This window comes from Rhizobium sp. TH135 (assembly GCF_002855515.1).
Lineage (GTDB): Bacteria > Pseudomonadota > Alphaproteobacteria > Rhizobiales > Rhizobiaceae > Allorhizobium.
This window is the reverse complement of record NZ_PKRP01000008.1, coordinates 35,746-50,386: the sequence shown is the minus strand read 5'-3', so window position 1 is coordinate 50,386 and position 14,641 is coordinate 35,746. Positions and strand designations below refer to the sequence as shown.

Genomic DNA, 14,641 nt, shown 5'->3' with positions numbered 1-14,641 from the left:
AATTTCACGCGTTTGTCGCTGGTTCAGACGAGGAAAAAAGAATCGTGTTCGATATCAAGAATACTGGCCTGGGATTGGCTGCCTTGACCGCCGTATCGCTGACGACGGCGCTTACCGCCTCGGCGCAATCCGTCTATGACGACCGCAATTCGCACACGCTTCTAATCTCGCCGGAGGGCGATATCCTCGATTTCGTGCCGGAAGTGGGCGAAGTCGTGATTAGCCGCGATCGCATGGGCCGCACCGTTCTCATCGACCGCATGGGCAATCTCGTCGCGACCGAAATTCCGGCCGAGAGCTACTACCCGCCACAGAACCGTGGCGGCGATAGGGGCCTGCCGGGCGTCTATGGCCCTTACGGCCAGCCCCAGGAGCCGGAACCGCGCGGCTGGGACGATGACGTGACGACAGCGTCGATCCCCGATGCGATGCCCGGCGACCAGCTTCCGCTGGATCAGATGCCGCAGGACATGCCCTATGGCGGCCCTGATCTGCCCGCCCCCGCCGACAACGCCCCTGCTCGGATCGTCACCCCGGAAATTCCGGTGAAGAGCAATCTGTCGCGGCTCGAGATCACCGCCCTTCAGGTCTTCCTCGATCGCGAAGGCATTTCGCCCGGCGTCATCGACGGCAAGATGGGCCAGAACGTCAACAAGGCGATCGTCGCCTGGGAAGAGATGACCGGCGAAACGCTCGACCCGAACAATGCCGACGATATCCTCGAACGCCTGCGCCTCTCCGGCGGCCTCGCAATCAAGAGCTACACGATCACGGCAGGCGATGCCGCTGGCCCGTTCGTCGCCTCGATCCCGGACGACTATGCCCACAAGGCACAGCTGCCCGCCCTGTCCTACACGTCGACCGTCGAAATGCTCGCCGAGCGCTTCCACATGGACGAAGGCTATCTGCGCGAACTGAACCCCGGCGTCGACTTTTCGATCCCCGGCACAACCATCAAGGTGGTCGAGCCGGGTCCGGTCAAGAAGGGCAATGTCGCACGCATCGTCGCGAACAAGGGTTTGAAGCAGGTCTTTGCCTATGGTGAAGACGGCAGCCTGATTGCCGCCTATCCGGCGAGTATCGGATCGGCCGACACTCCCTCGCCGTCGGGCACCGTCACCATCGAACGCATCGCGCTCGATCCGGGCTATACCTACAATCCGAAGGTCAATTTCCAGCAGGGCAACAACACCAAGGTCCTGTCGATCCCGCCAGGCCCGAACGGTCCAGTCGGCACGGTCTGGCTTGCACTCTCCAAGCCAACCTACGGCATCCACGGCACGCCCGAGCCATCCAAGATCGGCCGCACCCAGAGCCACGGCTGTATCCGCCTGACAAACTGGGACGCGACCGAGCTGGCCAAGATGGTCAAGGCCGGCGTGACGGTGGAATTCGTCGAATAAGACACGGAGCCTGCCCAGACTCGTCTGCGCACTGACAAACTCCGATTTTTATACAAAGAGACCGCCGGCAGCACCGGCGGTCTCTTCGTTTCTGGACTATTGGAAGGGGAGCACTCAGGCGGCTGAGCGCACCAGGCGGAACAGACGACGCGGCTCGCTGGAGCGGATGACCTTCACCGGCAGCAGGCGCATGACTTCCGAGGCAAACGACTTGGCGTTTTCCTGGGCCTTGTCGAGATTGCTGATCTTCGCTGCATCCATCGAATACAGCGTGCCACCACAGTCGAAGATTTCGCGATAGGCGCTGCGCTCGACGATCGGCGTGTTGACGACATTGACGCCCCGCGCGGCGAGCAGGCCCTTGATGGTCAACAAAGCGCGCGTTGTTACCATCGAGGTGACGCGGGTGAGGACCACAGAATGCGGAATGACCAGGTTGCCGGCGTCTTCCATCAGCTTGATCAGGTCAAGGATCTGGGCACCGCCTTTGGCATCCATGGCACAGCCCTGAACCGGGATCATGACATGATCCGAAAGACCAATGGCTGTCGTGACCATGGCGTCACGCGCACCGGCGAGGTCCATGATGATGTAGTCGTTGGTGCGCGACAATTCGCGAATATGCCCCTGAACCGAAGCGACCGTCACTTCGGAGATGACTTCGATATTGCGCTGCGGGCCGGAGATCTCGTGCCACTGGGTGATCCAGCGTTGCGGATCGGCATCCAGAATGGCGACGCGATATCCTTGATGTGCCAGTTCGGTGGCGAGAAGAAGGGCTGCGGTGGTTTTGCCGGCACCGCCCTTGGCATTGGCAAAAGAAATGACTGGCATGCTGCTTCCTTGGGAGGTCGGATCCGAGCGGCTCATCGCTCTTGAGCAGCCAGCATCATCGGCGCCCCATACGTTGATTATGGCGCAAACATGGTTAACAAAGTGGAAACGGGACACTTGGCGCCCTCCCCCTCAATGGGGAGAAGCGACGGAAAAACAAAGTATATTCGCAAATAAGAATGCGTAGGTCCGTCGCTACAGAGCCGCGCACAGCTAGGCATCTGCCGACATGCGACGGCGCGACTCGGCCGGCCCTAACATCTGCCAGCAAAGGGCTGGACGGATCACCAACGCATGAGCAAGACACGAAAAAGACCCCGCCACACATTGTGACGGGGTCCTCAATGCGATCAGCACGCGCTGTTAGAAGCAGTCGGCAAACAGCTTCTTGGTGTTTTCGAGCGTCATCTTCACCGGATTGCCGCCAGCGCTCGGATCCTCGATCGCCATCGCCGAGAGTTCGTCGATCCGGTCATTGGCAATGCCCATGGCGGTGAGGTTCGCCGGCACATGCAGTTCAGCCCGGAGTGCCAGCACGTAGTCGTAGAAGCCGTCGAAGCCGCCGGCGATACCGAGATAGGCGGCGGCCCGCTCGATGCGCTCCTCGATCACATGGCGGTTGAACTTCAGCACCGGCGGCATCACGACCGCATTCGTCATGCCATGATGGGTGTTGTAAACGGCGCCGATCGGATGCGACAGCGCGTGGATGGCGCCGAGCCCCTTCTGGAAGGCGGTAGCGCCCATGGCAGCTGCCGACATCATGTTGGTGCGGGCCTCGATATCCGTGCCGTCGTGATAGGCGCGCGGCAGGAACTCCTTGACCAGCCGCATGCCTTCAAGCGCGATACCCTGGCTCATCGGATGATAGAAGGGCGAGGAATAGGCTTCGAGGCAATGGGCGAACGCGTCCATTCCCGTACCAGCCGTGATCATCTTCGGCATACCGACGGTCAGTTCCGGGTCGCAGATGACGACGCCGGGCAGGAACTTCGGGTGGAAGATGATCTTCTTCACGTGGGTTTCGGAATTGGTGATGACCGAAGCGCGACCGACTTCCGAACCGGTACCAGCCGTCGTCGGCACGGCAACGATCGGAGCGATGGCGTCGGAGTTTGCCCGCGTCCACCAGTCACCGATATCCTCGAAATCCCAGACAGGCCGCGTCTGGCCGGCCATGAAGGCAACGCACTTGCCGAGATCGAGGCCCGAGCCGCCGCCGAAGGCGACGACGCCGTCGTGACCGCCATCCTTGTAGGCCTTGATGCCGGCTTCCAGGTTCTTCTCGTTCGGGTTCGGATCGACATCGGCGAAGAGCGCGCGACCAAGGCCCGCCTCTTCCAGCACGTCGAGCGCCGTCTGCGTGATCGCCATCGGGGCAAGTCCCCGGTCGGTGATCAACAGCGGCTTCTTCATGCCGAGCGACTTGCAGGCGTCCGCCAGTTCCTTGATACGGCCACGTCCCATCTTGACGGCGGTGGGGTAGCTCCAATTGGCGACGATGTTCATTTCGTGACTTTCTTCAGATGGTAGGATTTCGGACGGGTAAGGTTCTGGAAGCCGAGCACCGAGAGCGAGCCGCCCTTGCCGGTTTCCTTGACGCCGGTCCAGCAGAGCGCCGGGTCGAGATAGTCGGCGCGGTTCATGAAGACGGTACCTGTCTCGATGTCGCGACCGATGCGGGCAGCGCGCTCCGGATCCTGCGTCCAGAGCGAGGCGGTCAGGCCATAGGGGCTGTCGTTCATCAGTTCGAGCGCCTGTTCGTCGCTCTTCACCTTCATGATGCCGACGGCCGGACCAAAGGTTTCGTCCTTCATGAAAGCCATGGAGTGATCGACGTTCGTGAGGACCTGCGGCATGATATAGGCGCCGCCGTCATCGGCCGGGAAGAGCTTCGGATCGATCAGCGCCTTGGCACCCTTCGAAACGGCGTCGGCGATCTGCTCGCGCACCACCTTAGCGAAGCGCTTGTTGGCCATCGGGCCGAGCGTCGTTTCCGGATCCAGCGGATTGCCGAGCTTGTAGTTCGACACCCAGGCGACCGACTTCTCGACGAAGGCGTCGTAGAGGCTCTCATGCACATAAATGCGCTCGATGCCGCAGCAGCACTGGCCGGAATTATAGGTCGCGCCATCCATCAGCGTATCGACGGCGGCCTCCAGGTCGGCGTCTTCCATGACGTAACCCGGGTCCTTGCCGCCAAGCTCGAGGCCGAGACCGGCAAAGGTGCCGGCAGCGGCCCGCTCGATCGAGCGCCCGCCTTCGACCGAACCGGTGAAGTTGATGAAGTTGAAATTGCCGGCCGCAATCAGCGCCGAGGTTGTGGCGTGGTCGAGGAAGAGGTTGATGAAGACATCATCGGGAACGCCCGCCTCGACGAACGCGCGCACCATGCGCTCGCCGACGAGAAGCGTCTGGGTCGCATGCTTGATGACGACGGTATTGCCCGCCATCAGCGCCGGCGCGATCGTATTGATCGCCGTCATGTAGGGGTAGTTCCACGGCGCGATGACGAAGACAACGCCATGCGGCTCGCGCTCGATGCGGCGCTCGAATTTGTCGCTGGCTTCCACGACCAACGGCGCAAGCGAGTCGGCGGCGATCGCTGCGACATAGTTCGAGCGCTCGTTGAAGCCTTTGTATTCGCCGCCGTAGCGCACAGGACGGCCCATCATGTGGGCCAGTTCCGGCACCACTTCATCAGACATCTCGTTCAGGCGCGCAACGCCCTTCAGCACCAGCTGAACGCGGTCTTCCAAAGGCCGGCGCGCCCAGGCCTTTTGCGCCTTGCGCGCACGAGCCACAGCCTCGGTCGCCGCTTCCAGCGACATAGCCGGACGTTCCGCGTAAACCGATCCATCGATCGGCGAAATGCATTGGATCATCGTCATGATCGTCTTCCTGTTGTTCTAGAACGAAATGACAGCGGCCGCAGCCGCTGTCCTTGTTTCCACCCATACGCCGGTGATGGTGGCGGGCTCAAGGCCGCCTTTGGTCACGCGCGCTCGAAGCCGCGCGCAACCTCCCAGTCTGTGATCCGGCGATCATACTCTTCCTGCTCCCACTCGGCCGCACGAACGTAATGGTCCACCACGTCATCGCCGAAAGCGGCACGCAGCATGGCTGAGCCGCGAAGCGTTTCAGCCGCCGCCCGCAGCGTCCTTGGAATTTCGCGGGCGCCCTGCGCGCCATAGGCATCGCCTGAGAATTCCGGTTCGAGCGCCATCTTCTTCTCGATCCCGTCGATGCCGGCAGCCAGCAGGGCTGCCATGGCCAGATAGGGGTTGAGGTCGGAGCCGCCGACGCGGCATTCCACACGGATGCCCTTGCTGGCCTCGCCGCACAGGCGGTAGCCCGCGGTGCGGTTGTCCTTCGACCAGATCGCCTTGGTCGGCGCGAAGGTCCCGGCGACGAAGCGCTTGTAGGAGTTGATGTAGGGTGCCAGGAAATAGGTGAAATCGCTGGCATGGGCGAGCAGCCCGGCCATGTAGTGCTTCATGGTATCGGACATGCCGTACTGCCCGTCCTTGTCGAAGAACAGCGGCGTCTTGCCGTCGGCAGACCACAGCGACTGGTGAATATGCGACGAGGAACCGGCAGCGTTGTAATGCCACTTGGCCAGGAAGGTGATGGCCTTGCCCTTCGACCAGGCGATCTCCTTGCAGCCGTTCTTGATGATCACGTGGCGGTCGGCCATTGTCAGCACGTCGGCATAGCGGACGTTGATCTCTTCCTGGCCGGCAGAAGCCTCGCCCTTGGAGTTCTCGACCGGAATGCCGGCGCCCTGCAGACCCTTGCGGATCGCGCGCATCACGTCCTCTTCCTTCGTCGTCTGGAAGATGTGGTAATCCTCGTTATAGCCAGAAACCGGCTTCAGGTCGCGATAGCCCGAAAGCCGCGCCTCGTCATAGGTCTGGTCGAAGAGGAAGAATTCAAGCTCGGTCGCCATGAAGGCCTTCATGCCCATGGCCTCAAGCCGGGCGACCTGCTTCTTCAGGATGGCGCGCGGCGAATGCGGCACTTCGGCATGGGTCGCGTGGTCGAGCATGTCGCAGAGAACCAGCGCCGTGCCTTCGAGCCAGGGAATGCGGCGAAGCGTCGAAAGATCGGGCTTCATCGTATAGTCGCCGTAGCCCTTCTCCCAACTGGTCGCCTTGTAGCCGGAGACGGTCTCCATCTCCATGTCGGTGGCCAGCAGGTAGTTGCAGCTGTGGGTTTCCTTGTAGGCGCTCTCGACGAAGAACTCGGCCTGGAATCGCTTGCCCATCAAACGGCCCTGCATGTCCACCTGACACGCCAGAACCGTGTCGATGCGCCCTTCTGCGACGTCTTTTTTCAACTCTTCGAATGTGTAAGTGGTCATCTCGGTGTTCCCAGGGCAGCGCTCGGCTCATGCCGTCTTGTTTTATGAAGGCGACCCGGCCGAAGCCGGATCGCCATGTCGTGTTATCAGCCGTAACGGTAAGGCTTACCGGCCTTTTCCATGTCGGCATTGTACTTCTTCAGGATCTCGACCACCTTGCCGGTGCGCGGCGTCTGCTTGGCGACCTCTTCCCAGAAGACATGCGCCGCATCTTCGACGGTCTTCCATTCGGCATCCGGGATGCTGGTGAGTTCGAGGCGGCCACCTTCGGCGCGAAGTCGGGCTTCGCCACCCCAGTACCAGTGCAGACGCTTGTAGTGGGATGAATCCATGCACATCTGCCACAAGGTCTGCAGGTGCGGCGGGACTTCATTCCAGCGGTCGGCATTGGCGAAGAACGAACCCGCCCAGCCGCCAGAGACGTTGTTGGTGAGGAAGTACTTGGTCACATCAACCCAGCCCGACGTGAAGACTTCCGTGATGCCAGACCAGGCGATCGCATCGATTTCACCGGTCTGCATCGCAACCGGCACGTCTTCGAACGGAATGGTGACCGGCACGACACCGAACTGCGACAGGAACTGACCGGCCGTCGGGAAGGTGAAGACGCGCAGGCCCTTGAGATCATCGAGCTTGGTGATCGGCTTGTTGGTGGCGAAGTTGCACGGGTCCCATGCGCCTGCCGACAGCCACTTCACTCCGACTTCCGTATAGGCTTCGTCCCAGATCTCGGCGAGACCATATTCGTAAAACAGCGTCGGCACGTCGAGGCTGTAGCGCGAAGCAAACGGGAAGTAGCCGCCAAACACCTTGATATCGACCGGCGAATTCATGGAATCGTCGTCCGACTGGACGGCGTCGATCGTGCCGGCCTGCATGGCGCGGAACAGCTCGCCCGTGGGCACGAGCTGGTCAGCCGTGTAGAGCTGGATTTCCATCTCGCCATTGGCCGCCTTGTTGAAGGCGTCGACGGCCGGGCGGATGACGAATTCGGCAAGTGCCGCACCGGCATAGGTCTGCAGGCGCCAGGTGATCTTGGCATTCTGGGCTTTGACATAAGGTGCGGCCAGAACGGCGGGTGTCGCCATGGCGGCCGTCTTCAGGAATGAACGTCTGCTGTTGGTCATTTCGTTTCCCTCTGTTCTTTGGTTCTCTTAATGCCCACCATCCCTGATGGTCCGGCGGGTAGTCCTGGTGCCGGGCCCGTTTGCCGGGCCTCTTGTCATTCGAACGCTAGCCTCTGAGATAGATCTGGCTTGGTAGCCAGGTCGCGATCTGCGGGAAGATCATGATGATCACCATGCCGAGCAGCATGATCAGCACGAAGGGGATGACGGATCGATAGATGTCGATCAGCCGGAAATCGGGCGGCGCCATCGCCTTCATGAGGAAGAGATTGTAGCCGAAGGGCGGGGTCATGTAGGCGATCTGGCAGGTGATAGTGTAGAGCACGCCGTACCAGATCAGTGCGTTATCGACGCCCAGATCGAGCTTGCCGACCAGCGGGATGTAGAGCGGCGCGACGATGACAAGCATGGCCGTGTCGTCGAGGAAGGCCCCCATCACCAGGAACGACAGCTGCATCATGATCAGGATCTGCCAGGGTGTCAGACCGATATCATTGACCAGCAGGTTCTCGATCGCCTTCACAGCCCCCAGGCCATCGAAGACGGCGCCGAAGCAGAGGGCCGCCAGAATGATCCACATAAACATGCAGGAGATGCCGAGAGTCTGCTCCAGAACCCGGTTCCAGACCGCCTTGGTCAGGCGCCCCTTGTACCAGGCGGCGAAGAGCGCACCCAGCGCACCGACGGCGGAGCTTTCCACCAGGCTGGTAATGCCCATCAGGAAGAGCCCCATCATCAGGAAGAAGATGAGGAACGGCAGGATACCAGCCTGCAGCAGTTTTAGCTTCTCGCGCATCGGCATGTCGCGCTCTTCCTTGGGAAGGGCGGGGCCGAGCGCCGGATTGAGGCGGCAACGGATATAGATGTAGATGCAGAACAGGGTCGCGAGCAGCAGGCCCGGGAAGACACCCGCAAGCCACAGCTGGCTAACCGGCTGGCGCGCGATCATGCCGTAAAGCACAAGCACCACGCTCGGCGGGATCAGGATGCCGAGCGAACTACCCGCCTGAATGACACCGGAGACCATGATCTTGTCGTAGCCGCGGCGCAGCAGTTCAGGCAGTGCGATTGAAGCACCGATCGCCATGCCCGCAACCGAGAGCCCGTTCATCGCCGAGATCACGACCATCAGTCCGATCGTGCCGATCGCCAGACCTCCCGGCATGCCGCCGAACCAGACATGGAAGGCCTTGTAGAGGTCTTCTGCAATGCCCGATTCCGACAGCATGTAGCCCATGTAGATGAAGAGCGGCAGCGTCAGCAGCGGGTACCACTTCATCAGCTTCATGCCGGCCGAGAAGCCCATCTCGAAGCCACCATTGCCCCAGAGCACGGCAGCCGCGACCACACCAACGAAACCGATCGTCGCAAACACGCGCTGCCCTGTCAGCATCGACATCATCATCGATGAGAACATCAGGAGGGCGATCATTTCATAGCCAAGGTACTCGCTCATGCGAACGGCCTCCCCATCGCTGTGGCAAGGTCCTTGATGAAGATCGAGGTGGCCTGCAGGAAGGTGAGGAAGATACCGATCACCATGACAATCTTGATGGGCGCCATGTAGGGCGACCAGGAGGAATAGCTGGTTTCACCATACTGCAGTGCATAGGTCGTGCTCGATACGCCACCCCACAGCAGGAAGAACAGGTAGACGAAGAGCATCATGATGGTGATCACATCCACGATGGCCTTCGTCTTCGGCGACCAGCGGCCGTAGAGCAGATCCATGCGCACATGGCTGTCGAGCTGCAACGAATAGGCGCCGCCCAGCAGGTAGTAGCCCGCCATGACGAACTGCGCCATTTCAAGCGTCCAGCTGGCCGGCAGGAACATGGTTTTGGAGATCGACGAGTAGAGCAGGATGCCCATCATGACGAAGATGCCATGCATGACGATCCGACCGACGCGGCGATTGAAGGCGTCGACGACGCGCACATAGGTCTGCAACGCTTGCGGCATCAGTCCACCGCCGCCCCGGACCGCTTCCGCAGTCCTTGTCTCATCCAATGATATGCCGGCATCCGTTCCCTCTTTGATGTCTGGTTTGCCCAGCGGCTGGAAGTATTTATGCGACCCTTTCGAGTGCTCCTGAAATCAAGTCCGCGAGATAGGAGGAGATTGCCTCCACACCCGCAGCGTCACGCACGAGGTCGTTGCGAACCTCGATCATGACATTGGCAAATCCTTGCGGAATGGCGTGCAGACGAAGCGTATGGGTGACGCCGTCTTCCGGACCATAGGGAGAGTTGCGCTCGACCCGGTAAGGGCCGCCTTGTGCAGCCTCCAGCATCGCATCCGCCAACCGGCTGTCCGTATCATGCAGGATGCCGATCTCGACCTCCCGAGGCTTGCCGAAATAGACGGGCGTAAAGGTGTGCATGGTCACGACAACAGGCTTCCGTCCCTCTGCCTCAAGGCGCGAGATCTCGGCAGAGATGCGGTCGTGGAAGGGAATGTAGAGGGCAGCCGTGCGGGCATAACGCTCCGCCACACTCAGCGCCCGATTGCCGGGGATCTCGAAAATCTCGCTCTTTTCCGGCATGGCCGCCGGCGATTCCGGCGGACGGTTGCAGTCGTAGATCAGCCGCGAGAAGCGCTGATGCACCAGCACCGCATCGAGAGCCTCCGAGACCTTCCGCGCAATCGCAAGAGCGCCCGGATCCCAGGCGATATGGCTGGACAAGGCCTCCGGTGACAGACCAAGGTCGCCCGCAGATTTTGGCAGCACGGAAGACGCGTGTTCGCAGACGATGACAACACCACTGGCGCCCATCGCATTTTCCAATGCAACGACCTCACCTTCTGACGATGTCAGGATCCCCGACCTCAAGAGCATGCTGGCAGTCCCCCGGGCTCGTTGGCCCAATTTATTTTCGAAGAGAATTCTTCACGGTTAAGCGTCTGTCAATCCGCTACTGAAAAATTCTCTTCAAGGGGCGGTTGACTCAATTGTGACAGCGAGGCTTAATCCTGAAAAAGCTGGCGATAGATCGGCTTGAGGGGAGTCAATCGGTCCTTGATGAATGCGTCGACGACGGTGTCGGACGTGATCCATGCCCATTTCGATGGGCTGACGCGTGCCGAACGACAGCTGGCAGAAAGCCTGCTGCAGAACTACCCCGTCTCCGGGCTGGGTAGCATTACGACCGTTGCCGAGAACGCCGGTGTATCGACGCCGACCGTCGCCCGCATGGTTCAGAAGCTCGGCTACAAGGGCTATCCCGAATTCCAGGCCCATCTGCATCAGGAACTCGAAGCGACGATCTCCAATCCGATCGCCAAGCACGATCGCTGGGCGGCCAATGCCCCCAACCGACATATTCTCAACCGCTTTGCCGAAGCCGTCATGGCCAATCTGCGCAACTCGCTCGGAGAACTGCGCACGGCCACTTTCGATGAAGCAGCCCGCCTCATCGGCGACCGCAATCGCAGCGTCTATTTCGTCGGTGGACGCATCACCGGGGCGCTCGCCGAATACTTCTTCACCCATATGCAGGTCATCCGACCGCGCACGACGCTGATGTCGTCGAACGCCAGCTCATGGCCGCAGCACGTCCTGAACATGCAGGATGGCGACGTTCTCGTGATCTTCGACATCAGGAGATACGAGGCGGATCTGACCACGCTGGCCGAGGTCGCACGCGCCAACGGCGTGCAGATCATCGTCTTCACGGACCAGTGGATGTCGCCGGTGGCACAGCATGCCCGCCACTGTTTCAAATTACATATCGAGGCCCCGTCGGCATGGGACAGCTCCGTGGTGACGCTGTTTGTTGTCGAAGCCCTGATCGAAGCCGTTCAGAGCTCGTCCTGGGACGAGACCCGTGAACGCATGAATACGCTTGAAGGACTTTTCGAGCAGGCCCGCCTGTTTCGAAAGCCCCGATGAGGCGGACAGACCGAAACGGAGGATCATTCAGGATACGGGCAAATATCGACAGACCACGCAAGGCCGGTATCCGTCACATAACCATAACAAAGGCCACATAAGTGAACCGCATCGCTTCCAACACCAAGAGGAGAACTACAGTGACCCAATTCCGCAAGATCCTTTCGATGACCACGGCGCTGGTCATGGCAAGCTCGGCTGTCGCCGTCGCAGAACCGAGCGCCGAGCTGATCGAAGCCGCCAAGAAGGAAGGCATGCTGACCACCATCGCCCTGCCCCACGACTGGTGCGGCTACGGCGCCGTGATCGACGCCTTCAAGAAGAAGTACCCGGAAATCACCGTCAACGAACTGAACCCCGACGCAGGTTCGGCTGACGAAGTTGAAGCCATCAAGGCAAACAAGGACAACAAGGGCCCGCAGGCTCCTGACGTCGTCGACGTCGGTCTCGCTTTCGGTCCGCAGATGAAGGCCGAAGGCTTGCTGCAGCCTTACAAGGTCTCCACCTGGGACGAAATCCCGGACAACATCAAGGACGCTGAAGGCTACTGGTACGGCGACTACTACGGCGTCATGTCCTTCCTGGTGAACAAGGACCTCGTTGCCAACACGCCGAAGGACTGGGCCGATCTGACGAAGCCGGAATATGCAGGCCAGGTTGCTCTCGCTGGTGACCCGCGCGCTTCCAACCAGGCCATCCTCGGCGTTCTCGCCGCCGGCATGGCATCGGGCGCAGCTGCTGGCAAGGACGCTGGCGAAGCTGGCCTGAAGTACTTCGGCGAACTGAACAAGGCCGGCAACTTCGTACCCGTCATCGGCAAGTCCGGCACGCTCGCCCAGGGCGCGACCCCGATCGTCGTCATGTGGGACTACAACGCCCTTTCCGCTCGTGACACCCTCGCTGGCAACCCGCCGGTCGAAGTCGTCGTTCCGGCATCCGGCGTTCTGGCTGGCGTCTACGTTCAGGGCATCTCTGCTTACGCACCGCACCCGAACGCTGCCAAGCTGTGGATGGAGCACCTGTACTCCGACGAAGGTCAGCTCGGCTGGCTGAAGGGTTACTGCCACCCGGCCCGCTTCAACGCCATGGTCAAGGCTGGCAAGGTTCCGCAGGACCTGCTCGACGCTCTGCCGCCGGCTGAATCCTACGAAAAGGCCTACTTCCCGACGCTCGAAGAAGTCGACGCCAACAAGGCTGCCGTTGTCGGCGGCTGGGACAGCGTCGTCGGCGCCAACGTCCAGTAAGTCGAGACCTTGATGTGCCGCCCCGGTCTTGTCTAAGGTCGGGGCGGCGCTTGCATTTTAAGAAGATCCGCCCAGAGGCGGACAAGAGGGGCAGATCGAATGTCGACAGAGGCAGTGGGCCCGGGCCACCAGGCACGGCCACGAACGAAACTTCCACTTCACTGGCTGGGCGTCCTGCCTTTCGCAGCCTTCGTGATACTCTTTCTGATCATGCCGACCATGAAGATCGTCATCGGCGCATTCCAGCGTCCAGACGGCTCGTTCACGCTCGACAATATCGGTGGGCTCTTTACGCCCTCGATCATGGCGGCCTACTGGATCTCCATCAAGATCAGCCTCGCCTCGGCCATTCTGGGCTGCCTCATCGGCTTCGGCGTTGCCGCAGCCGTGGTCCTTGGCGGTCTGCCGCAATGGATCCGCGGCCCGCTCCTGACCTTCTCGGGCGTCGCCTCCAACTTCGCCGGCGTTCCGCTCGCCTTCGCCTTTCTGGCGACCCTCGGCCCGGTCGGCCTGCTCACCGTCTTCCTGAAGACCCAGCTCGGTATCGATCTTCGCCTGCTCGGCTTCAATCTCCTGTCTTTCTGGGGCCTGACAGTCACCTATCTTTTCTTCCAGATCCCGCTGATGATCCTGATCATCACCCCGGCCCTTGACGGTCTGAAGCGCGAATGGCGCGAGGCCGCCTCGATCCTCGGCGCGACCAATGCGCAGTACTGGCGCCTCGTGGCCTTCCCGATCCTGCTGCCCTCGATCCTCGGCACGATGGCACTGCTTTTCGCAAACGCATTCGGCGCTGTCGCAACCGCGATCGCATTGACCGGCTCTTCGCTGAATATCGTGCCAATCCTGCTCTTCGCCCAGATCCGCGGCGACGTGCTGGGCGACCCCCATCTCGGCTACGCGCTCGCCTTTGGCATGATCGCGGTCACCGGTGTCGCCAATGCTCTGTATATCTGGCTGCGCGCTCGCAGCGAAAGGTGGCTGAAATGAAGCGCTTTTGGGCCTGGGGGGCCCTGATCTTCGGCCTCCTCTATTTCTTCCTGCCGCTGATCGGCATGACCAACTTCTCGCTCAAGATGCGGCGCGGAGAATACTCCTTCGACGCTTACGTCAAGGTTCTGACCGATCCGCGCTTCCAGGAGACCTTCACTTATTCGGTCACGATGGCGCTGGTCACCATCCTCTTCGGCGTCTTCCTGGTGGTCCCGACCGCTTATTGGGTACGCCTCAAGCTGCCGCGCCTACGTCCCTATATCGAGTTCGTGACGTTGCTGCCGCTGGTCATTCCGGCGATCGTCATCGTCTTCGGCTATATCCGCCTCTACAACACATCGAGCTGGCTGCCGCTGACGGGGTCCGCCTTCGGCACGGACGTGCTGCTGATGTTCGGCTATGCGACGCTCGCCCTCCCCTACATGTACCGCGCCGTCGACACGGGCCTGCGCACCATCGACATCGGCACGCTGACGGAGGCCGCCCAAAGCCTCGGCGCTGGCTGGTTCACGATCATCTCGAAGATCATCCTGCCGAACGTACTCGTAGCTGTGCTCTCGGGCGCCTTCCTGACCTTCGCCATCGTCATTGGCGAATTCACCATGGCAGCGCTCCTGAACAAGCCGGCCTTCGGACCCTTCATGCAGCTTCTCGGCGCCAACCGCGCCTATGAGCCGGCTGCACTCGCCGTCATCGCCTTCGGCATCACCTGGGGCTGCCTCGGTCTGATCCAGCTCGTGTCCCGCCTCCAGAAAACAGCCCCGCGCCAGGCCTGAGGAATTCTT

At 61.0% G+C, this 14,641-nt stretch carries 13 protein-coding genes; 5 read left to right on the top strand and 8 right to left on the bottom strand.

Annotation, left to right across the window (positions count from 1 at the left end; all coding sequences use genetic code 11):
* Positions 1-98 precede the first annotated feature (98 nt).
* On the top strand, positions 99-1,403 hold the full coding sequence (locus tag C0V73_RS21350) for a L,D-transpeptidase (protein ID WP_245408066.1): 1,305 nt from the start codon (positions 99-101) through the stop codon (positions 1,401-1,403).
* Positions 1,404-1,517: 114 nt separating this feature from the next.
* Here C0V73_RS21350 and C0V73_RS21345 read toward each other — a convergent pair whose 3' ends face one another.
* The 8 genes from C0V73_RS21345 to C0V73_RS21310 form a co-directional block, all read right to left on the bottom strand.
* Positions 1,518-2,237 carry a ParA family protein gene (locus C0V73_RS21345; protein WP_102022040.1) on the bottom strand — a complete coding sequence of 240 codons (720 nt, stop codon included), beginning with the start codon at positions 2,235-2,237 and terminating at the stop codon, positions 1,518-1,520.
* A gap of 363 nt (positions 2,238-2,600) precedes the next feature.
* Positions 2,601-3,746, bottom strand: coding sequence for an iron-containing alcohol dehydrogenase (locus C0V73_RS21340; protein ID WP_102022039.1), 1,146 nt, complete (start codon positions 3,744-3,746; stop codon positions 2,601-2,603).
* Positions 3,743-5,128, bottom strand: a complete 1,386-nt coding sequence (locus C0V73_RS21335; protein WP_102022038.1) for an aldehyde dehydrogenase family protein — start codon at positions 5,126-5,128, stop codon at positions 3,743-3,745. The genes C0V73_RS21340 and C0V73_RS21335 overlap by 4 nt, the downstream gene beginning before the upstream one ends.
* A gap of 104 nt (positions 5,129-5,232) precedes the next feature.
* The gene (locus C0V73_RS21330) at positions 5,233-6,600 is read right to left on the bottom strand and encodes a glutamine synthetase family protein (protein ID WP_102022037.1); all 1,368 of its coding nucleotides are present in this window, start codon (positions 6,598-6,600) and stop codon (positions 5,233-5,235) included.
* Positions 6,601-6,686: 86 nt separating this feature from the next.
* Complete coding sequence (locus tag C0V73_RS21325; protein WP_102022036.1) at positions 6,687-7,727, bottom strand: TRAP transporter substrate-binding protein; 1,041 nt, start codon at positions 7,725-7,727, stop codon at positions 6,687-6,689.
* Between the two features lie 106 nt (positions 7,728-7,833).
* Positions 7,834-9,183 (bottom strand): TRAP transporter large permease subunit, encoded by a 1,350-nt coding sequence (locus C0V73_RS21320; RefSeq protein ID WP_102022035.1) that lies wholly within the window; start codon positions 9,181-9,183, stop codon positions 7,834-7,836.
* Positions 9,180-9,689, bottom strand: a complete 510-nt coding sequence (locus C0V73_RS21315) for a TRAP transporter small permease subunit (protein ID WP_102022034.1) — start codon at positions 9,687-9,689, stop codon at positions 9,180-9,182. The genes C0V73_RS21320 and C0V73_RS21315 overlap by 4 nt, the downstream gene beginning before the upstream one ends.
* Positions 9,690-9,795: 106 nt before the next feature.
* Complete coding sequence (locus tag C0V73_RS21310) at positions 9,796-10,566, bottom strand: N-formylglutamate amidohydrolase (protein WP_102022033.1); 771 nt, start codon at positions 10,564-10,566, stop codon at positions 9,796-9,798.
* A gap of 180 nt (positions 10,567-10,746) precedes the next feature.
* Here C0V73_RS21310 and C0V73_RS21305 point away from each other — a divergent pair, with 180 nt between their 5' ends.
* The 4 genes from C0V73_RS21305 (at position 10,747) to C0V73_RS21290 (ending at position 14,632) form a co-directional block, all read left to right on the top strand.
* Positions 10,747-11,619, top strand: a complete 873-nt coding sequence (locus tag C0V73_RS21305) for a MurR/RpiR family transcriptional regulator (RefSeq protein WP_102022032.1) — start codon at positions 10,747-10,749, stop codon at positions 11,617-11,619.
* A 167-nt stretch (positions 11,620-11,786) separates the two neighbouring features.
* Positions 11,787-12,863: an ABC transporter substrate-binding protein gene (locus C0V73_RS21300; RefSeq protein ID WP_102022140.1), complete on the top strand. Its 1,077-nt coding sequence runs from the start codon at positions 11,787-11,789 to the stop codon at positions 12,861-12,863.
* A 99-nt stretch (positions 12,864-12,962) separates the two neighbouring features.
* Positions 12,963-13,853 (top strand): ABC transporter permease subunit, encoded by an 891-nt coding sequence (locus C0V73_RS21295; protein WP_102022031.1) that lies wholly within the window; start codon positions 12,963-12,965, stop codon positions 13,851-13,853.
* Positions 13,850-14,632: an ABC transporter permease gene (locus C0V73_RS21290; RefSeq protein ID WP_102022030.1), complete on the top strand. Its 783-nt coding sequence runs from the start codon at positions 13,850-13,852 to the stop codon at positions 14,630-14,632. The genes C0V73_RS21295 and C0V73_RS21290 overlap by 4 nt, the downstream gene beginning before the upstream one ends.
* Positions 14,633-14,641: the final 9 nt, after the last annotated feature.